The sequence below is a fragment of the Leifsonia sp. McL0627 genome (assembly GCF_058244615.1).
In genome coordinates this window covers 585,170-604,963 of sequence record NZ_JBZCGM010000003.1, presented here as the reverse complement: position 1 = coordinate 604,963, position 19,794 = coordinate 585,170, and the positions used below count along the sequence as shown (strand labels likewise).

Genomic DNA, 19,794 nt, shown 5'->3' with positions numbered 1-19,794 from the left:
CGCTCACAGGGCTGCTCCTTCTGTGTTCGTTCCGGTGTTCGTTCCGGCGTTCGTTCCAGGGTGCCGTTCGTCGTCGGCTACCGAACCGACGGCGCTGGATGCGTACGGCAGGCGGGCGTCCATCCCGTCGGCCGCCCAGGTCTGGCGCACCCAGCCGTGGGCCGGATCGTCGGTGATCAGCCAAGAGCGCTCGGCATCCGGACCGGCCATCACGTTGAGGTAGTACAGGTCGTAGCCCGGGGCGGCGACGGCCGGCCCGTGGTAGCCGTGCGGCACGAGCGCGATGTCTCCGCTGCCGACGCGCGCGTCGATGGCGATCGGCCGCTCCCCCGACGAATACGTGGCGAACACCGCGAACGGCTCCGCGGCATCCGGTGCGTCGACACCACGCGTCACGGCGGTCTCGAAGTAGTAGATCTCCTCCAGTCGGGACTCGGTGCCCGGCCGGTTCTCGTCGTGCTTGTGCGGCGGGTACGAAGACCAGTTGCCCGCAGGCGTGATCACCTCGCAGGCGATCAGCTTGACCGCATCCAGTGCGCCGGGCACGCCGAAGTTGTGCACCTGGCGGCTGGACTGGCCTCCCCCGCGCAGCTCGACCGGAACAGCCGTGACGGGAAGGTACGCCGCAGGGCGGCGCTCCGGCGTCGGGGCCTCCGTGACCGCGACACGTCCTGTGCCTCCGATGGTCGCGGACGTTCCGGCCCCGAGATAGAGCACGTCGGTCGGCCCGTCGAAGACGGAAGACCGACCGGCGAGCTGCTGCACGGCCGCCTCGGCGCCGGGCTCCCGGTACTCCACCGTGAACGACCCGGCGAGCGGCACGATCATCCGCTCCACGTCGTCCGCGGCGAGCGCCACGGCGCCACCGTCGAGCGCCGCGACCCGCAAGCCGGTGTGCTGCCAACCGGGGATGCGCGCATCCACCACCGACTCCCAGCCGTCGTCAGCCAGGTCGCCGGGGCCGTAAACCCACTCACTGCCGTTCCGCATGGTCGCTCCTACTTGGTCTGCGGGAATCCGAGGTTGATGCCGCCATGACTCGGGTCGAGCCAGCGGCTGGTGACGGCCTTCTCTCTGGTGAAGAAGTCGAAGCCGTGCACACCGTACGCTTTCGCGTCGCCGAACAGCGACTGCTTCCAGCCGCCGAACGAGTAGTAGGCGACCGGAACAGGGATCGGCACGTTGATGCCGATCATGCCGACCTGCACCTCGTTCTGGAACCGGCGCGCCGCGCCTCCATCGTTCGTGAAGATCGCGGTGCCGTTGCCGAAAGCCCCCGCGTTGATCAGGTCGACGCCCTCCTCATAGGTCTCGACGCGCACCACGGCCAGCACAGGGCCGAAGATCTCCTCGGTGTACACCCGGGATGCGGTGCTCACGCGGTCGATCAGGGTGGGGCCGAGCCAGAAGCCGTCCGGTGCTCCGTCCACCTCGATGCCGCGGCCGTCGATGACGACCTCCGCGCCGTCGGCGATGGCGACATCGATGTACGACGCGACCTTGTCGCGGTGCTCGCGGGTGATCAGCGGACCCATGTCGCAGTTGCGGCGGCCGTCGCCGATCCGCAGGCCGCGCACGCGCTCTGTCACCTTGGCGATCAGCTCGTCGGCGACCGGCTCGACGGCGACGATCACGCTGATCGCCATGCAGCGCTCACCGGCGGACCCGAACCCGGCGTTCACCGCGGCGTCGGCGACCAGGTCGAGGTCGGCGTCCGGGAGCACCAGCATGTGGTTCTTGGCACCGCCGAGAGCCTGGACGCGCTTGCCGTTCCTGGCGGCCGTCTCGTAGATGTAGCGGGCGATCGGCGTGGAGCCGACGAACGAGATGGCCTGCACCTCCGGGTGCTCGAGCAGTCCGTCGACAGCGACCTTGTCGCCCTGCAGCACGGTGAAGACGCCGTCCGGCAGCCCCGCCTCCGTGAACAGCTCGGCGAGCCAGACCGCGGCGGACGGGTCCTTCTCGCTCGGCTTCAGGACCACGGCGTTGCCCGCCGCGATCGCGATGGGGAGGAACCACAGCGGCACCATCGCCGGGAAGTTGAACGGGCTCACGATGCCGACCACGCCGAGCGGCTGCTTGAGGGAGTACACGTCGACCCCGGTCGAGACGTTCTCAGAGTGCTCGCCCTTGATGAGGTGCGGGAACCCTGTCGCCAGCTCGACGACCTCGAGTCCGCGGGTAATCTCGCCGAGCGCGTCGGAGACGACCTTGCCGTGCTCGCTCGTCACGATCTCGGCGAGGTCGCCCTTGCGGGCGTTCAGCAGCTCGCGGAAGGCGAACATGACCTGCTGACGCTTTGCCATCGACGTGTCGCGCCACACGGGGAAGGCGGCCGCGGCGGAATCGATCGCCGCGACGACCTCGGCCTCGTCGGCCAGCCCGACCGTGGCGCTCGCTGTGCCGAGGGCGGGGTCGTACACCGGGGCGAGCCGGCCGCTGGCGCTCGGCGTACGTCGTCCGCCGATGTAGTGCGGGATGACGGGGAGGTCGGAGAGTTCGGTGTCTGGCATGGTGCGGATGCTCCTCAGCAGGTGGTTCGATCCGGTGCGCGACGCCGGTGGATGAAGGTCAGCGGATGAAGGGGTCGATGGCCGGCGGATGCCGGTCGGTGTGCGGTGCTCAGTGGACGAGGGATGCGGCCTGGTCGACCGCTGCCGCTACGTTTCCGCTGTCCGGATAGAGCAGCGTGCGGCCGACGACGAGGCCCCTCACGCCGGGCAGGTCGAGGGCGCTCCCCCAGGCGTCGTACACCGTCCCCGGCGCCGCGCCGGTCGCCGGATCGCCTCCGAGCAGCAGCGTCGGCAGCGTGGTTGCAGCCATCACCGACGCCATGTCTTTGACGACCGGCAGCTTGAGCCAGCTGTATGCCGAACTCGCGCCGAGCCCGGACGCGATCGCCACCGAGGTGATGACCGCATCCGTCGTGAGGTCGTTGAAGATCTGCTTGTCTCTCCAGATGCTCATGAACGGTTCGATCATGATCGGCAGCCGCGCGGCGGCGGCGGCGGTCACGGCGTCGGCCGAGGCCGCCAGTGTGGCGGCGGTGCCCTGGTCGGCGAGATTGATCCGCACCAGGAGCTTGGCGAAGTCGAGTCGGGCGGCGACCAGTGCATCCACGTCGTATGCGGTGAACCGGTCGTCCATCTCGAACGACGCTCCGCGCAGCCCTCCCCTGTTCATCGAGCCGACCGCGATACGGCCGTCGAGGAGGCCGAGGACGGCCAGGTCTTCGATGATGTCCGGCGTTCCGAGGACGCCGTCGACGCCCGGCCGCTCCAGGGCCGCGGCGAGGCGCTGCAGGAGGTCGTAGCGATCGGCCATCGCCAGCGGGTCGGAGCCGATGCCGAGCGCCCCGCGCGCCGGGTGGTCGGCGGCGACGATGAAGAGCCGTTCGTCGCCGGTCAGCAGGTCACGCGTCTGGCGCGTGGCGAGCGCCTCCGCGATCGCGGCGGGCTCGGCCGCCCTGATGCGACGCAGCCTCTCGAAGTCGGCGGCGCTGATGGGTCCGTCAGCGTGCTGCATGGGAGGCTCCCTTCAGCAGTGCGTCGACCTCGGCGGTCGTCGGCATGGCGGTGGAGCACTCGCGACGGCTCGCGACGATGGCTCCCGCCACGTTGGCGAAGCGGATCACCCGCTCCAGCGGCCAGCCGGACAGCAGGCCGTGGCAGAGGGCGCCGCCGAAGCCGTCACCGGCTCCCAGGCCGTTGACCACGTCGACCGGGAACGGCTCGACCTCCACCGTCTCCGTTCTGGTCTTCGCGAGCACGCCCCGCGGACCCTGCTTCACGACGGCGAGTTCGAGACCGCGCTCGAGCAGGGCGTCCGCCGCCCGGTGCGGGTCGGTCTCGCCGACGGCGATCTCGCACTCCTCACGGTTGCCGACGGCGACCGTCGCGTTCTCGAGCGCGCGCGACACCTCGGCCGTGGCCTCGGCCGCCGAGTTCCAGAACATCGGCCGGTAGTCGAGATCGAGGACGGTGAGCGGGGCGCGGCCGCGTGCCGCCCAGGCGGCGTGTTGGGCGGAGCGGCTCGGCTCCTGCGACAGGCCGGTGACCGTCGCCCAGAAGATGCGTGCATCCCGGATGGCCGCCAGGTCGAGCTCCGACGGCTCGATCACCAGGTCGGGCGCGATGGGGTCGCGGTAGAAGTAGAGGGGGAAGTGGTCCGGAGGGAAGATCTCACAGAGCGTGATCGGCGTATTGAGCCCGGGGACGGTGGAGACGAAACGGTTGTCCACGCCGAGGCGCGCGATCTCGGCGCTGACAAAGCGCCCGAGCGGGTCGGCTCCGGTGCGCGTGATGACGGCCGAACGGCGACCGTGTCTCGCGGCGGCGACCGTGACGTTGGTCGCGCTCCCGCCGAGGTATTTGCCGAAGGTGCTGACCTCCTCGAGACCGACGCCGTCTTGCAGCGGGTAGAGGTCGACGCCGACCCTGCCGATGGCGAGGACGTCGAAAGGCGCCTCGTGTGTGCTGGTGTCCGTCATCCCGACTCCGTCTTCATGTCCTGACATAGTGACATGGGAAGCCTATTCGCGGCGTGCCCCGCGCGCAACCTCCGAGTGTCGGGGGGCCCTGTCACACTCGAAGCATGGACCCCATCCTCTCCCTTCTCCTCGGACTCCTGGCCGGTGTCGTCATCGGCGCAGCGGCGGGCGGCTTCGCCGTCGCCACTCTCCTGCGTCGGAGGGCGGAGACTGCCGAGACGGCTGCGCCGGCCGTGCAGGTGGAAGACCCGGCGGTCGTCGCCGCGCGGCACGCGGCCGAGCTGGCGGAGCTGCGGGCGGCGGAGGCGGCGGTCCAGGCCGAGATCCGGCAGGATCTCGCTGCGACGCAGGCCACCGCGGACTCACTGCGCGAACAGGTCATCTCGCACCAGCTGCAATACCGCGAGCTGGTCGAGCGGCACCGTGTCGAGGCGCAGGCGCAGACCGAGCGGGAGCGCGAAGAGAGCAAGGTCCTGCAGGCGCTCGCACCGGTTCGAGCGAGCCTCAGCGACATGCAGAAGAAGGTCGCCGATCTCGAATCGCAGCGCACGCAGCAGCACGGCGAGCTCACGCAGCAGCTCAAGTCGGCCACCGAATCGGAGGAAAGGCTCCGCAGCACTGCCGAGTCCCTGGCATCCGCCCTGCGCTCCAACAGCACGCGCGGCGTCTGGGGCGAGACGCAGCTGCGCAGCGTGGTCGAGGCGGCCGGTCTCATCGAGCGCGTCGACTTCGACGTGCAGTCGAGCATCCAGTCGGAATCCGGTGCAGGACGCCCGGACATGATCGTGCATCTGCCGGGCGGCAAGAGCATCGCGCTCGACGCCAAGGTCCCGTTCAACGCCTACCTCGAGGCCAGCCAGATCCCCGCCACGGCCACCGGCGCCGACGGCGCGCAACGGGATGCGCTGCTCAAGCAGCACGTCAAGGCGGTCCGCGATCACATCACGGCCCTCGGCAACAAGGCCTATTGGACGGGCCTCGATTCCTCTCCGGAGCTGGTGATCGCGTTCATCCCGAGCGAGTCGCTGGTGTCGTCGGCCATGGAGGCGGACCCGTCGATCATGGAGTTCGCCTTCAGCAAGCGGGTCGCTCTGGCATCGCCGGTCACGCTCTGGTCGGTGCTCAAGACGGTCGCGTTCAGCTGGCAGCAGGATGTGCTCACTCAGGAGGCGAAGCAGCTCTTCGACCTGAGCCGCACGCTCTACTCGCGCCTGTCCACCACGGCCACCCACATCGAGAAGCTCGGCCGCTCGCTGGAGCGCACCGTGAAGGACTACAACGGCTTCGTCGGTTCGTTCGAGCGCCAGGTCTTCCCCGCCGCGCGCAAGCTCAACGCGCTCGACGAGTCCAAGATGATCGGCGTCCTCGACGGCATCGACGAGGCGCCGCGCGAGCTCACCGCCTTCGAGCTCGTCGCCGAACTCGGCGACGACGCAGAGCCCGAGCCCGAGCCCGACCGCGCGCTCCCCGAGCGCCGCTCCGCCTGACGCGAGCGCGGCAGGCGCTCGATTCGTGCGGAAAGCGCGGTGCGGAAGACCCGCACCGCGCTTTTCGCACGAATCGTTCGGCCGTCGCCTACAGCTGATCCGGCTCGAGCCACTTCGCGGCGAGGTGGTCGGCGATCACGCGGCGGATCGTGCCCGACTTCGAGCGGAGCACGATGCTCTCGGTCCGGATGATCGGACCCTTGCGGCGCACACCCTCGACGAGGCCGCCGTCGGTCACGCCGGTCGCGACGAAGAACGTGTTGTCGCCCTTCACCAGGTCGTCGGCGCCGTAGATGCGGTCCATGTCGAGCCCGGCGGCGATGCCGCCTGCGCGCTCCGCGTCGTCCTTCGGCGCGAGCCTGCCCTGCATGAACCCGCCGAGCGCCTTGATCGCGCACGCAGTCGTGATGCCCTCCGGGCTGCCGCCGATGCCGACGCACAGGTCGATTCGCGACTCGTACCTGGCCGCGTTGATGCCGCCGGCCACGTCGCCGTCGAGCATCAGCCTGGTCCCGGCGCCCGCGGCGCGGACCTCCTCGATCAGGCCCTCGTGGCGCGGGCGGTCCAGAATGGCGACCCGGATCTCGCCGACCGGCTTGCCCTTCGCCCTCGCCAGCTCCCGGATGTTGTCGCCGATCGACTGCGACAGGTCCACCACGCCGATGCCCTCCGGCCCGGTGACGATCTTGTCCATGTAGAACACGCTCGACGCATCCAGCATCGAACCGCGGTCGGACACCGCGATCACCGAGAGCGCGTTCTGACGACCCGCTGCGGTGAGCGACGTCCCGTCGATCGGGTCGACGGCGATGTCCACCGCCGGTCCACGGCCGTTGCCGACGTGCTCGCCGTTGAAGAGCATCGGGGCGTTGTCCTTCTCGCCCTCGCCGATCACGATGAGCCCGTCGAAGTTGACCGTGCCCAGGAACTTGCGCATCGCATCCACTGCGGCACCGTCTGCGGCGTTCTTGTCGCCCCGGCCGATGAAGGGGGTCGCCCGGATGGCCGCAGCCTCTGTGGCTCTGACGAGCTCCATGGCGAGGTTCCTGTCTGGATGCAGGAAGAGGGATGCGGTGTCAGTGCTGATCATGATGGGTCCTCCCGGACGGATTCGGTCGTCGTCTTCGACGTGCTGTATCGGCGAAGCCAGTGTATCGACGCGCCGCGTCGCCCGGCCGGATCCCGCACGAACGTTCACCTATCGTGCAACGCGCGTCCCACCGTTCGATGGCAGGAACGGCGGCGGACCCGCCTCCCACCGGCTCGGTATGATGAGACGCGTTCGACTCTTCGACTTCAAGGAGCTGTAATGCCCATCGCCACGCGGACCAATACGCAGAAATGCTCGACAAGGCGAAGGCCGGTGGTTTCGCGTATCCCGCGTTCAACGTGTCGTCGTCGCAGACGATCAACTCGGTGCTCCAGGGCCTGACCGAGGCCGGCAGCGACGGCATCATCCAGGTCACCACGGGCGGCGCGGACTACTTCGCCGGCCAGACCATCAAGAACCGCGCAGCTGGCGCGATCGCGTTCGCGAAGTTCGCTACCGAGGTCGCCAAGAACTACCCGATCACCGTCGCGCTCCACACCGACCACTGCCCGAAGGACGCGCTCGACGGCTTCGTGCTGCCGCTCATCGCCGCCTCCGAGGAGGAAGTCCGCGCCGGACGCAACCCCATCTTCCAGTCCCACATGTGGGACGGCTCGGCCGTGCCGCTCGGCGAGAACCTCCAGATCGCGGAGGACATGCTCAAGCGCACGAAGGCCATCAACGCCATCCTCGAGGTCGAGATCGGCGTCGTCGGCGGCGAGGAGGACGGTGTCAGCCACGACATCAACGAGCACCTCTACACCACGCTCGACGACGCGATCCAGACGGTGGAGGCCCTCGGCCTCGGCGAGAACGGCCGCTACATGGCCGCCCTCACCTTCGGCAACGTGCACGGCGTGTACAAGCCGGGCAACGTCAAGCTGCGCCCGGAGCTGCTGAAGACCATCCAGGATGGCCTCGCGGCGAAGTACGGCCACGGCCCGAAGCCGCTCGACCTCGTCTTCCACGGCGGCTCGGGCTCGACCGACGCCGAGATCGCCGAGGCGGTCGCCAACGGCGTCGTCAAGATGAACATCGACACGGACACGCAGTACGCGTTCACCCGCTCGATCGCCGGCTACATGTTCGCGAACTACGAAGGGCGTCCTCAAGATCGACGGCGAAGTCGGCAACAAGAAGCTGTACGACCCGCGCGCGTGGGGCAAGGTCGCGGAGACGGCGATGGCCGCTCGCGTGGTCGAGGCCACCCAGCAGCTCGGCTCGGCCGGACACTCCGGCAAGTAGTATTCGGCGGCGGTCGGGGCTCACGCTCCGGCCGCCGCGTCATATCCAGGGAGGGCGGCCGCCATGGCCGACGACGAGAAGAAGCCCGACGAGCGACCGCGCCCGAAATACGGCGAGCTGGCGCCCGAGGGGTGGGTGTGGCATCCACCGGCCGATGCGAACCGGCTGGACACGTCGCATCCCGTCGCGGAGCCTGATCGCTACGGCGAGCACGGCGACTCCGGCCAGCGAACCGGTCGCCCCGGCGAGACCGGCGGCTCCGGCAGCACCGGCGGCACCGGCGACGGCCGGGACCAGCGCGCGCCGCACACCGGCTTCCCCGGCTTCCCGCCTCCGCACGCCCAGCACCAGCAGTTCCCGCAGCACCAGCCGCAGCAGCAGAGCCCGCAACTGCGCGCCGATGCGCCGCGCTGGAACATGACCGTCACGGTCGTCCTGATCGTCTTCGGACTCTTCGGCGCGACCAACTCCATCAGCGGACTGCTCTCGCTGCCGAGCGCGATGCAGCTGATGCACGAGAACCAGAACCTCGGCGCATACACGCCCGCCGCCTCCGTGCAGGGAACCTTGATCGCCGGCGCCGTCACCATCGGCCTGATCTGGGCGGCCTCCACCGCACTGTCGATCTGGCTGCTGGTCAAGCGCAGGATCGCCTTCTACATCCCGCTGATCGCCGGTGTCATCGCCCTGATCGCGCTGCTCGGCTTCATCTCGGCCGTGCTGCTGACCGACCCGGTGCTCGTCGACTTCTACAGCGGGATCACCCCGACGCCGACCGGGTCAGCAACCCCGTCCGTCACCCCGACACCGTCGGTCACTCCGACACCGTCCGTCACCCCGATCCCGACACCGGCGCCGACCAGCACGCCCTGAGCGGGCCTCTCGACAGCACGACGAAGGGGCCGGCGCATCCCGCACCGGGCCGTTCGCCGACCAGTGGATGCGGTTAGGCCGCCGCTGCCGTGCGCGCGTCGCGCAGGCCGTCGACGAGCGTCGTCGTCGGGCGGCCGATCAGCTCGCTGAGCGTCCCGGGGTTGTCCGCGAGCGCTCCGTCGCGGATGTTGCCGTCGAGCGCGACGACGAACCCGACCGTGCCGTCGTCGAGCCCGGCCCCGCTCAGGATGCTCCGGTGCTCGTCCTCGCTCACCGCCCGGTAGGCCACCGGGCGGTCCAGGATGGCCGCGGCCGCCTCCGCCAGTTCGTCGAACGTCCAGGCGACGTCGCCCGCGAGCTCGTACACCGCACCATCGTGGCCCGGCGTGCTCAGGACGACCGCAGCGGCGTCGGCGTAGTCGGCGCGCGTCGCGCTCGCCACCCTGCCCTCGCCGGCGCTCGACACGATCTCGCCCGTCGCGGCGGCGGTCTCGACCTGGCCGACATAGTTCTCGGTGTACCAGTTGTTGCGCAGGATGGTCACCGGCAGTCCGGACTCGGCGAGCAGCTTCTCCGTGGCCGTGTGCTCCGGCGCGAGGATGAGCGAGGTGTCGTCGGCGTGCGGCGCGCTGGTGTAGACGATCCGCCCCACGCCAGCGGCGACGGCGGCGTCGATGGCGTTGGCGTGCTGCGGCACCCGCTGGCCGACCTCGCTGCCGGAGACGAGGAGCAGGGCGTCGGCGCCGGCGAAGGCGGGCGCCAGGGTGTCCGGCTTCTCGAAGTCGATGACGGCGGTCTGCACGCCGAGCGCCTCGAGCGGCGCGAGCCGTTCTGCCGAGCGTCCGAGCGCGCGGATGTCGGCGGCGGGGACGCCGCGGGCGATCAGGGATTCGACGACGAGGCGTCCAAGGTGGCCGGTTGCTCCGGTGACGACGATGGTCATATGGGTGTTTCCTTTCGGTCGGTCATCGATGCCAACCGAGGTGCCGGACCAATACTTCCCATTCGAAGGTACGCACTTTTTGGTAAGTTACTGACGTGGACACCAGTTTTGAGACCTTGAACGGATTCGGCTTCACCGACGGCGTGCTGCCGTCGGCGTGTCCGACGCGCGTCGTCCTCAACCACGTGACGAGCACCTGGGGCGTGCTCGTACTCGTTGCGCTCTCGCAGAGCGACCACCGCTGGGGCGAACTCCGCCGCACCGTGCAGGGCATCAGCGAGAAGATGCTCGCCCAGACCCTCCGCACGCTGGAGCAGGACGGCTTCGTGCTCCGCACGGCGCAGCCGACCATCCCGCCCCGCGTCGACTACAGCCTCACGCAGCGCGGCCGCGACCTCACCGCCCACCTGCTCCCGCTGATGTCCTGGATCGCCGCCAACGCCGACGACATCGTCGCTTAGCGGCGGCCGCCGATGGCGCGCGCGTCCTGCTTGCCGGTGAGGTCTTTGCGGAGCTCCTTGGGGAGCGAGAACATGAGGTCCTCCTCCGCCGTCTTGACTTCCTGCACGTCGCCGTAGCCGGCGCCGCGGAGGTCGTCGAGCACCTCCTGCACCAGCACCTCCGGCACGGATGCTCCGCTCGTCACGCCGACCGTCGCCACGCCGTCGAGCCACTCCTGCTTGACCTCGCTGGCGTAGTCGACCCGGTATGCGGCCTTCGCGCCGTATTCCAGCGCGACCTCGACCAGACGAACCGAGTTGGACGAGTTGGCCGAGCCGACCACGATCACCAGCTCCGCCTGCTCCGCGACCTTCTTGATCGCCACCTGACGGTTCTGGGTGGCGTAGCAGATGTCGTCGCTCGGCGGATCCTGCAGGTTCGGGAAGCGCTCGCGGAGACGGCGGACCGTCTCCATCGTCTCGTCGACCGAGAGGGTGGTCTGGGAGAGCCAGACGACCTTGTCCGGGTCTTTCACCGTGATCGAGTCGACGTCGTCCGGGCTGTTGACGAGGGTGACGCGGTCGGGCGCATGGCCAGCCGTCCCCTCGACCTCTTCGTGCCCCTTGTGGCCGATCAGCAGGATCTCGAAGTCGTCGCGGGCGAAGCGCACCGCCTCGCGGTGCACCTTGGTGACCAGGGGGCAGGTCGCGTCGATCGCCTGCAGCCCCCGGTCGGAGGCGGCCTGCACGACCGCGGGCGAGACACCGTGGGCGCTGAACACGACGTGCGCGCCCTCCGGAACCTCCTCGACCTCATCGACGAAGATCGCGCCCTGCTGCTCCAGCGTGGACACGACGTGCACGTTGTGCACGATCTGCTTACGCACGTAGACGGGCGCCCCGTAGTGCTCGAGCGCCTTCTTGACGGCGATCACGGCCCTGTCAACACCCGCGCAGTATCCACGGGGTGCGGCCAGCAGGACCCTCTTGTGTCCGACGACCGGGGTATCCTGTAGCCGGCCTCGCGCACCGGGAATCCTCGGCATCGGAAGGCTGATGGTTGCGTCGCTCACCCTTCGATCCTAGGTGAGTGCGCTGAACACTGGTTGGGAGGCTCGGTGACGGACACGACCCGCGCACCGTCGATGGAGGTCGGCCCGCCGACCGCCGATGCGCCGTGGCCTGTCGCCACGCTGGCCGGCAAGATCCGAGGCTGGATCGAACGCCTCGGCACCGCCTGGGTGGAGGGCGAGATCACCCAGTGGGGCGTCTCGGGCGGCAACGTCTACGGCAAGCTCAAAGACCTCAATGAGGATGCGACGGTCAGCTTCACGATCTGGTCGTCGGTGAAGGCACGCATCCCGGCCGACCTCAAACAGGGCGACAGGGTGATCGCCGCGATCAAGCCCAACTTCTGGGTCAAGGGCGGCACGCTCACCATGCAGGTCTTCGACATGCGCCATGTCGGACTCGGCGACCTGCTCGAACGTCTCGAACGCCTCCGCCAGCAGCTCACCGCCGAGGGCTTGTTCGCGCCGGAGCGCAAGAAGCGCCTCCCGTTCCTCCCTCACACCATCGGACTCGTCACCGGCAAAGACTCCGACGCCGAGAAAGACGTGATCCGCAATGCGCAGTTGCGCTGGCCGCAGGTGCGTTTCCGCACCGTGTACGCGGCCGTGCAGGGCGACCGCACCGTCTCGGAGGTCACGGCCGCCATCCGCACCCTCGACGCCGATCCGGAGGTCGAGGTCATCATCGTCGCCCGTGGCGGAGGCGACTTCCAGAACCTGCTCGGCTTCAGTGACGAGACACTCGTGCGCGCCGCCGCCGCAGCGACCACGCCCATCGTCAGCGCCATCGGGCACGAGGCTGACCGGCCGCTGCTCGACGAGGTCGCCGACCTCCGCGCCTCCACCCCGACGGATGCGGCCAAGCGCGTCGTCCCGGATGTCGCGGAGGAGCTCGCCCGCGTTCAGCAGGCCAGAGCACGTATCGGGATGCGGGTGACGCATATGATCGCGGCCGAGATCGACCGCATCGGCCACCTGCGCACGCGCCCCTCGCTCGCGTCGTCGAATTGGATCGTCGACTCCCGGGCCGAAGAACTCACCCGCTTCGTCGCCAGGGGCGCCGAGCTGATCGAGCGCCGCGTCGACCGCGAGTCCACCAGGGTCGCCGAGCTCCGCGGCCAGCTCCGCGCGCTCTCGCCGCAGGGCACCCTCGACCGCGGATACGCGATCGTCCAGCTCGCCTCCGGCCACGTCGTGACCTCTCCGGACGAGATGCCGACCGGCACCGCGTTGCGCCTCACCGTCTCCGGCGGCGCTGTGGCCGCGACGGCGGGAGACCCCATCCCGTCGCCGGCCGGGCACTTCGGAGAGATCGCTCAGACGGACGAATAGAATGGATGTCATGCCCACCACAGAGCCGACTTCCGGCGACGACGCCCTCAGCGCCGACGCGCTCGGCGGCGACGCCCCCGGCGGCGACCCGCTCGCCGCGCTCAGCTACGAGGAGTCGCGTGACGAACTGATCCGCGTCGTCGGTCAGCTGGAGCAGGGCTCGTCGAGCCTCGAGGAGTCCATCGCGCTCTGGGAGCGCGGTGAGGCTCTCGCACGTCACTGCGAGGAGTGGCTGATCGGCGCCAAGGCCCGGTTGGATGCTGCGCGCGGCGGAGCGAATGCCGCAGCGGGAGCGACGAGCGCCGAATGAGTCCTCGCACCAAGCCGCCAGCGGTGGTCGCCGAGCTCGGACGCCCGGAGACGGCGGAGGAGACCGCAGCCCGCAAGGCCGTGAACTCCGCCAACCACCGCAACAGGCAGACCGTCAACAACCTCGTCTACTCACTGATCGCGTGTGTCGCGCTCGTCGCGCTGATCGTGCTGTTCGTGCCCCGCGGCAATCCGGTGTCGTCCGCTCCCCCTGTCGACTACGCCTCCATCGCGTCGCAGGCGCAGGGGTCGGAGCCGAACCGTCTGCTCGTGCCGGAACTGCCGTCGACGTGGAAGTCCAACAACGCCGAGCTGCGCACCAAGACCCCAGACGGCGTCGACTCGTGGTACGTCGGCCTGATCACCCCGAAGTCGCAGTACATCGGCATCACCCAGGGCTTCAACGGCAACGACACCTGGACCGCCCAGCAGGTCAACAAGACCATGATCAAGGGCACTCGCACCATCGACGGCGTGCGCTGGGACGTCTACGACAACCGAACGTCGAGCGACGACAACGGCAACGTCGAGTACGCGCTCGTCAACACGGCGGGCAAGAGCACCGTCATCCTCTTCGGCACGGCCAGCGACGCCGAATTCGGCACCGTCGCGAGTTCCATCGCCGATCAGATACGTCAACTCGGAGGTTCATGATGGGTAAGCCGAGGCCGTCCCGCGTCTGGGACGCCATGCTGCGTGGCAACGAGCGTTTCGTCTCCGGAGAGCCCGACCATCCCCGCCAGGATGTCGAGCGCCGTGAGACAATCGCGACCGGACAGGCCCCGCTCGCCGCGATCTTCGGATGCGCGGACTCCCGGCTGGCCGCCGAGATCATCTTCGACCTGGGCCTGGGCGACGCCTTCGTGGTTCGCAACGCTGGTCAGGTCATCTCCGACTCCGTGCTCGGCTCGCTCGAGTACGCGGTCGGCGTGCTCGAAGTCCCGCTCATCCTGGTGCTCGGGCACGACGAGTGCGGCGCCGTCCGGGCTGCCATCGACTCCCAGGCCCAGGATGCCACCCCGCTCCCCCCGCACATCGCCAACCTCATCGCGCCCATCGTCCCCGCCGTGCACGTTGTCGCGGGCGTCCCCGTCGGCCGGCCGGTCGATCCGGCCACCGTGGATGCGCTCGAGGTCGGACGCGAGCACCTGCGCCACACAGTGGCCGAGCTGCTCGAAGGCTCCGAGATGATCAGCGCCGCCGTCGCCGACGGTTCGTTGGCTATCGTTGGTGCCAACTACCGGCTTCAGGAAGGTCGGGTCGTCCCCGACGTCGTCGTCGGACTGGTCGACCAGGCCTCCGACTGAAACCGCGGGCAGCCCGGCGATTCCGCCGGCCCCGCACCAGAAAGGAAAACACACCGTGGTGGACACCCAGGCGGACGCCGACTACCGCATCGAACACGACACGATGGGCGAGGTCCGCGTCCCAGCGGCCGCGCTCTACGGCGCGCAGACGCAGCGCGCCGTCGAGAACTTCCCGATCTCCGGATCGGTGCTGGAGCCGGCCCAAATCGCGGCATTGGCCCGCATCAAGAAGTCGGCTGCTCTCGCGAACGCCAGGCTCGGCGTGCTCGACCAGTCGATCGCCGACGCGATCGCCGCCGCCGCCGACGAGGTCGTCAGCGGCGCGCACGACAGCGAGTTCCCGATCGACGTCTACCAGACCGGCTCCGGGACGTCGTCGAACATGAACATGAACGAGGTGCTCGCGACGCTGGCGTCCCGCAACCTCGGCCAGCCCGTTCACCCGAACGACCACGTGAACGCATCGCAGTCGTCCAACGACGTGTTCCCGACCTCGGTGCACATCGCCGTGACCGGCGCGCTCATCGACGACCTCATCCCCGCGCTCGACCACCTCGCAGTGTCGCTCGAGGCGAAGGCGGAGCTGTGGGCGACGGTCGTCAAGAGCGGCCGCACCCACCTGATGGATGCGACCCCCGTCACGCTCGGCCAGGAGTTCGGCGGTTACGCCGCGCAGATCCGTCTCGGCATCGAGCGTGTCCAGGCGTCGCTGCACCGCGTCGCGGAGGTCCCGCTCGGCGGCACGGCCGTCGGCACCGGCATCAACACCCCGCTCGGCTTCCCGCAGCTGGTCATCGAACTGCTCACGCAGGAGACCGAGCTGCCGATCACCGAGGCGCGCAACCACTTCGAGGCGCAGGCCAACCGGGATGCACTGGTCGAGGCGTCCGGCGCCCTCCGCACCATCGCGGTCAGCCTCACCAAGATCTGCAACGACCTCCGCTGGATGGGCTCCGGCCCCAACACAGGCCTCGGCGAGCTGCACATCCCGGACCTGCAGCCCGGTTCGTCGATCATGCCCGGCAAGGTCAACCCGGTGATCCCGGAGGCCGTGCTGATGGTCGCCTCCCGTGTGATCGGCAACGACGCGACCATCGCGTGGAGCGGCGCATCCGGCCTGTTCGAGCTGAACGTCGCCATCCCGGTGATGGGCACGGCTCTGCTGGAGTCGATCCGCCTCCTCACCCAGGGCTCGCGCGTGCTCGCCGACAAGACGGTCTCCGGCTTGGAGGCCAACGTCGAGCGCGCCCGCGCATACGCGGAGTCGAGCCCGTCGATCGTCACGCCGCTCAACCGGGTGATCGGCTACGAGTCGGCCGCGAAGGTCGCCAAGCACGCCGTCGCCCAGGGCATGACGGTGCGCGAGGCCGTCATCGACCTCGGCTTCGTCGAGCGCGGCGAGGTCACCCTCGAACAGCTCGACACAGCACTCGACGTCCTCAGCATGACCCACCCGGGCTGAGCGCACCGCTCATCCGGTAGCTGTTCTGTGACGTACAGGGCGCCCTCCTCGGGAGGGCGCCCTTCGACGTTCCGACGCGCTTCGTCGTTCAAGCGCGCTTCGATGTTCAGGCAGCCTTCCAGCTTCACGCCGTGGTCGTCGCGAGGGTGAGCGCCGCTCCGACCGCCCAGAACGAGCCGAGAAGATACGGCCCGAGCGGAATTCCCTCGTCCGACGCTGCGCGGAGCGGCGGCGCGCGCAGAGCGACCAGTCCCGCGGCGGCGAACGCCACCGCGATGCACGCGAACGCAGGGACGATGGGGCCGATCGTTGCACTGCCTACTGCGGTATCAGCACCAACGCCACCGATCCCCAAGCCGCCGAGCACCAGGGCGAGCAGGCCGGCGAGCTTGACGTCTCCCATCCCGATCCCGCCTCCGGCCGCCACAGCCAGCAGCACCCCGAGCACCCCGGCTGCGCACAGCACCACCTCGGCCACGGCCTGAACCGGATGACCGCGGGCGAGCGCATCCCACACCAGGCCGGTCCCGGCGACAGCGTAGCCGGGCAGCACGAGGGCGTTGGGCAGGCGACGCTCGCGAATGTCGATGACGCACAGCGGAAACGTGACGGCAGCGATGTACGCAAGGCCGACCAGCCGCGACAGCTGCGACCCTTGCACCCCGAGTCCGCCAGGGATCCAGGGCGCTGCGAGCACAACCAGCGTGGCGCCCACCAGCACGATGCCCACCTGCACGGAACCCGCCAACGCAGCGCCCACCCACGAAGCGGCCATCACACCGCCGACGGCCTCAGCATCCCGCTCTCTTCGCTCCATCCACCGACCGTAGCAACCTGGTCAGACATCAATTCCAGTTATCCATAGCCGCGGGATTCTTTCCACACCCGGGCGCACCGCGGCGCCCGCACCCTCACCGGGCCGGGCGCCGCCGCGCGCGTTCGTCGCCGACGATCACATCACTTCGTTGCCCTCCAGCATTTCCGTCACGAGCGCCGCGATCGCGGACCGCTCCGACCGGGTGAGCGTGATGTGGCCGAACAGCGGGTGGCCTTTCAGCGTCTCGATGACCGACGCGACACCGTCGTGCCGACCGACGCGCAGGTTGTCGCGCTGCGCCACGTCGTGGGTGAGCACCACGCGCGAGTTCTGCCCGACGCGGCTGAGCACCGTCAGCAGCACGTTGCGTTCCAGTGACTGCGCCTCGTCGACGATCACGAACGCGTCGTGCAACGACCGGCCCCGGATGTGCGTGAGCGGCAGCACTTCGAGGATGCCGCGATCCTGCACCTCGTCGAGTACGTTCTGCGACACGAGCGCTCCGAGGGTGTCGAAGATCGCCTGGCCCCACGGGTTCATCTTCTCGCCCTGATCGCCGGGCAGGTAGCCGAGTTCCTGGCCGCCGACCGCGTACAGCGGACGGAACACCATGATCTTCTTGTGCTGCTGCCGTTCGAGCACCGCCTCCAGGCCCGCGCACAGCGCGAGCGCCGACTTGCCGGTGCCCGCCCGTCCGCCGAGGGACAGGATGCCGATCTCGGGGTCGAGGAGCATGTCGATGGCGAGGCGCTGCTCCGCCGAGCGGCCGTGCAGGCCGAACACGTCCCGGTCGCCGCGGACCAGTTTGAGCTGGCCGTCACCCACCACGCGTCCGAGGGCCGAGCCGCGGTCGGAGTGGATGATGAGTCCTGTGTTGGCCGGCATCCCCTCGATCAGCTCGGTGCGCATCCATTGGTTCTCGTAGAGGTCGCTCATCGCGTCGCTGCCGAGGGCGATGTCGGCGAGCCCCGTCCATCCGGAGTCGACGGCGAGTTCGTGCCGGTACTCCTCCGCCGCGAGGCCGATGGAGGCCGCTTTCACGCGCAGCGGCAGGTCTTTGGAGACGACCGTGACCGCGAGTCCGTCGTTGGCGAGGTTGAGGGCGACCGCCAGGATGCGCGAGTCGTTGTCGCCGAGTTGCAGACCGCTCGGCAGCACCGACATGTTGGAGTGGTTGAGCTCCACGCGCAGCGATCCGCCCTCCCCGACCGGGATGGGGAAGTCGAGCCGTTCGTGCTTGATCCTCAGCTCGTCCAGGTTGCGCAGCGCTTGCCGCGCAAAGTAGCCGATCTCTGGATCGTTGCGTTTGCCCTCCAGTTCGCTCACGACGACGACGGGGATGACGACAGCGTGTTCGGCGAAACGGAAGATCGCCTGGGGGTCGGACAGCAGGACCGAGGTGTCGAGCACGTATGTGCGCTCCGCCTGGTTGGTTCCGCTGTCGGTCGACTCGAACTGTCGGGTACCTGATTCAGCCACGACCACTCCCACCCCGCTCGCTCCGTAGAGCTCGCGGATCTGTTTGGCGAGTCGGCCGGTGGGTGTCGAAACGAACTTACGTGGCCGTCTCGATCGGGCTCCGTGCCCGATAAGCCGAACCTACGCCGCCCCTCCGACACACCACGGCGACACACCGCCGTCGCACGTTTCGATCAGGTGAACAATCGCCCCCACTTCGGGGTTCCAGCAATCGAGTCGGGACTTATGCACGCGACACGCCGGCGTGTCGCGTGCATAAGTCCCGACTCGATTGCGTCGGTACCCGAGGGACGGACGGCGCGGCAGGCTCAGGAGGCGGAGGCGTAAGACGTGAACGCGCCGCGGAGCATGTCGAACGTCTCGTCGCTGGTGCCGGCGTGCACGGAGACGCGCACGTTCGTCGCCCGGATGGAGGCGGTGATCCCGTGGTTGAAGAGGGACGCGGTGAGCGCCGTCAGCTGCTCCGGCATCGGCTCGAGCACGACCATACCCGCCCGCTCCGCGGCGTTCCGCGACGAGGCGACCGGGATCGCGTACTCGTCGGCGAGGTCGAAGACCTGCTCGACGCGACCGGCGATCGCCGCACTCACAGCCGGGACGCCGACCGCCGCGATGTCTTCGAGCGCCGCGGCGAACCGCGCCTGGGCGATCGGGTCCGGGTTCGAGATGCTGAACGCCCGCGCGCTGGCGCTCGGCTCCCCCACCTGGTCCCACGAACCGTCGAGGTCCGCTCCCGTCCAGCCGCTGAACACCGGCGTCAGGTGTTCGATGGCGCGCTCGCTGGCGGCGAGGAACCCTGTCCCCCAGCCGGCACGCGACCACTTCTGGCCGCCGGCCACGACCACGTCCGCGACCTCGTACGGCGCATCCACGACCCCGAAGCCCTGGATCGCATCCACGATCAGCAACCGGTCGCCGATCACCTGACGGATGCCGTCGATGTCGGCCAGATACCCGGTGCGCGAATCGACGAGGCTGACCATCACCGCCGTCGTGTTCGGCGTCAACTGCTCCCGGATGCGCGCCGGCGTCACCCGCTGGTGGTCCGTCTCCAGCCAGGTCGGCGTGACGACCCGCATGGCCTGCGACGCCCGCACGGCCGCGTATGTGATGCTCGGGAACTCCGCGGCGGACAGCAGCACTTCGCCGCCGGTGAGCCCGAACGCGGCGTGCATGAGGCCGATCGACGCCGTCGGCTGGAACGACACCTGGCCGGACGGGAACCGGGTGAGGGCTGCGACCGCCTCCCGCACGCGCTCGTCCTCCGCCTTCATCCGCTCGATGCTGCCGAACCGTGCCTTGGCGAGGATCTCGTACTGCCCGACCGTCTCGGCGAGCGCGGTCGCCGAGATCGGCCCGACCCGCCCGTAGTCGAGGTAGCCGGACTCCTCGGTGAACCCTGCCGCGAACTCGTCGATGGTCGTCGTCGTCATCAGTGTGTTGACCTCCCG

18 protein-coding genes and 1 pseudogene are annotated in these 19,794 nt (G+C 69.2%); 9 read left to right on the top strand and 10 right to left on the bottom strand.

All coding sequences use genetic code 11. The features are described 5' to 3' along the window. Positions 1–3: 3 nt before the first annotated feature. From iolB to iolC, 4 genes are all read right to left on the bottom strand, one after another. Positions 4–990: a 5-deoxy-glucuronate isomerase gene (gene iolB / locus AC37TH_RS11140; RefSeq protein ID WP_490764416.1), complete on the bottom strand. Its 987-nt coding sequence runs from the start codon at positions 988–990 to the stop codon at positions 4–6. 8 nt (positions 991–998) lie between these two features. Further along, positions 999–2,513: a CoA-acylating methylmalonate-semialdehyde dehydrogenase gene (locus AC37TH_RS11135; RefSeq protein ID WP_490764415.1), complete on the bottom strand. Its 1,515-nt coding sequence runs from the start codon at positions 2,511–2,513 to the stop codon at positions 999–1,001. 109 nt (positions 2,514–2,622) lie between these two features. Further along, complete coding sequence (locus AC37TH_RS11130; protein ID WP_490764414.1) at positions 2,623–3,525, bottom strand: Cgl0159 family (beta/alpha)8-fold protein; 903 nt, start codon at positions 3,523–3,525, stop codon at positions 2,623–2,625. Further along, positions 3,512–4,489, bottom strand: coding sequence for a 5-dehydro-2-deoxygluconokinase (gene iolC / locus AC37TH_RS11125; protein ID WP_490764413.1), 978 nt, complete (start codon positions 4,487–4,489; stop codon positions 3,512–3,514). The genes AC37TH_RS11130 and iolC overlap by 14 nt, the downstream gene beginning before the upstream one ends. 104 nt (positions 4,490–4,593) lie before the next feature. On the opposite strand from iolC, the gene AC37TH_RS11120 reads away from it, so the two are divergent. Continuing rightward, entirely contained in the window at positions 4,594–5,976 is a 1,383-nt protein-coding gene (locus AC37TH_RS11120) for a DNA recombination protein RmuC (RefSeq protein ID WP_490764412.1), read from the top strand. A gap of 88 nt (positions 5,977–6,064) precedes the next feature. Here AC37TH_RS11120 and glpX read toward each other — a convergent pair whose 3' ends face one another. Continuing rightward, positions 6,065–7,066, bottom strand: a complete 1,002-nt coding sequence (gene glpX / locus AC37TH_RS11115; protein WP_490764411.1) for a class II fructose-bisphosphatase — start codon at positions 7,064–7,066, stop codon at positions 6,065–6,067. Positions 7,067–7,285: 219 nt separating this feature from the next. Here glpX and fbaA point away from each other — a divergent pair. Continuing rightward, a pseudogene (gene fbaA / locus AC37TH_RS11110) lies at positions 7,286–8,311 on the top strand (class II fructose-bisphosphate aldolase). A gap of 135 nt (positions 8,312–8,446) precedes the next feature. Further along, positions 8,447–9,184, top strand: a complete 738-nt coding sequence (locus tag AC37TH_RS11105) for a DUF6264 family protein (RefSeq protein WP_490765102.1) — start codon at positions 8,447–8,449, stop codon at positions 9,182–9,184. Positions 9,185–9,257: 73 nt separating this feature from the next. Here AC37TH_RS11105 and AC37TH_RS11100 read toward each other — a convergent pair whose 3' ends face one another. Further along, entirely contained in the window at positions 9,258–10,127 is an 870-nt protein-coding gene (locus AC37TH_RS11100; protein WP_490764410.1) for an SDR family oxidoreductase, read from the bottom strand. A 95-nt stretch (positions 10,128–10,222) separates the two neighbouring features. Here AC37TH_RS11100 and AC37TH_RS11095 point away from each other — a divergent pair, with 95 nt between their 5' ends. Continuing rightward, positions 10,223–10,588, top strand: coding sequence for a winged helix-turn-helix transcriptional regulator (locus AC37TH_RS11095; RefSeq protein WP_490764409.1), 366 nt, complete (start codon positions 10,223–10,225; stop codon positions 10,586–10,588). Here the strand turns inward: AC37TH_RS11095 and AC37TH_RS11090 are convergent. Continuing rightward, the gene (locus AC37TH_RS11090; RefSeq protein ID WP_490765101.1) at positions 10,585–11,613 is read right to left on the bottom strand and encodes a 4-hydroxy-3-methylbut-2-enyl diphosphate reductase; all 1,029 of its coding nucleotides are present in this window, start codon (positions 11,611–11,613) and stop codon (positions 10,585–10,587) included. The two genes, AC37TH_RS11095 and AC37TH_RS11090, sit on opposite strands and share 4 nt — an antisense overlap. A gap of 99 nt (positions 11,614–11,712) precedes the next feature. Here AC37TH_RS11090 and xseA point away from each other — a divergent pair, with 99 nt between their 5' ends. From xseA to AC37TH_RS11065, 5 genes are read left to right on the top strand one after another with little or no spacing between them, the layout of a single operon-like run. Then, positions 11,713–12,969, top strand: a complete 1,257-nt coding sequence (xseA, locus tag AC37TH_RS11085) for an exodeoxyribonuclease VII large subunit (RefSeq protein ID WP_490765100.1) — start codon at positions 11,713–11,715, stop codon at positions 12,967–12,969. 10 nt (positions 12,970–12,979) lie between these two features. Continuing rightward, on the top strand, positions 12,980–13,279 hold the full coding sequence (locus AC37TH_RS11080) for an exodeoxyribonuclease VII small subunit (protein WP_490764408.1): 300 nt from the start codon (positions 12,980–12,982) through the stop codon (positions 13,277–13,279). Continuing rightward, positions 13,276–13,932 (top strand): DUF4245 domain-containing protein, encoded by a 657-nt coding sequence (locus AC37TH_RS11075; protein WP_490764407.1) that lies wholly within the window; start codon positions 13,276–13,278, stop codon positions 13,930–13,932. Before AC37TH_RS11080 ends, AC37TH_RS11075 begins: the two co-directional genes overlap by 4 nt. After that, complete coding sequence (locus tag AC37TH_RS11070) at positions 13,929–14,585, top strand: carbonic anhydrase (RefSeq protein ID WP_490764406.1); 657 nt, start codon at positions 13,929–13,931, stop codon at positions 14,583–14,585. The genes AC37TH_RS11075 and AC37TH_RS11070 overlap by 4 nt, the downstream gene beginning before the upstream one ends. A gap of 55 nt (positions 14,586–14,640) precedes the next feature. Beyond that, positions 14,641–16,047 (top strand): class II fumarate hydratase, encoded by a 1,407-nt coding sequence (locus AC37TH_RS11065; RefSeq protein WP_490764405.1) that lies wholly within the window; start codon positions 14,641–14,643, stop codon positions 16,045–16,047. A gap of 124 nt (positions 16,048–16,171) precedes the next feature. Here AC37TH_RS11065 and AC37TH_RS11060 read toward each other — a convergent pair whose 3' ends face one another. The 3 genes from AC37TH_RS11060 to AC37TH_RS11050 all read right to left on the bottom strand — a co-directional run bounded on the left by AC37TH_RS11060 (position 16,172) and on the right by AC37TH_RS11050 (position 19,776). Further along, entirely contained in the window at positions 16,172–16,864 is a 693-nt protein-coding gene (locus AC37TH_RS11060; protein ID WP_490764404.1) for a prepilin peptidase, read from the bottom strand. A gap of 135 nt (positions 16,865–16,999) precedes the next feature. Further along, positions 17,000–18,343 carry an RNA 5'-3' helicase PhoH2 gene (gene phoH2 / locus AC37TH_RS11055; protein ID WP_490764403.1) on the bottom strand — a complete coding sequence of 448 codons (1,344 nt, stop codon included), beginning with the start codon at positions 18,341–18,343 and terminating at the stop codon, positions 17,000–17,002. A gap of 308 nt (positions 18,344–18,651) precedes the next feature. Further along, positions 18,652–19,776: an aminotransferase class V-fold PLP-dependent enzyme gene (locus tag AC37TH_RS11050; RefSeq protein WP_490764402.1), complete on the bottom strand. Its 1,125-nt coding sequence runs from the start codon at positions 19,774–19,776 to the stop codon at positions 18,652–18,654. Positions 19,777–19,794: the final 18 nt, after the last annotated feature.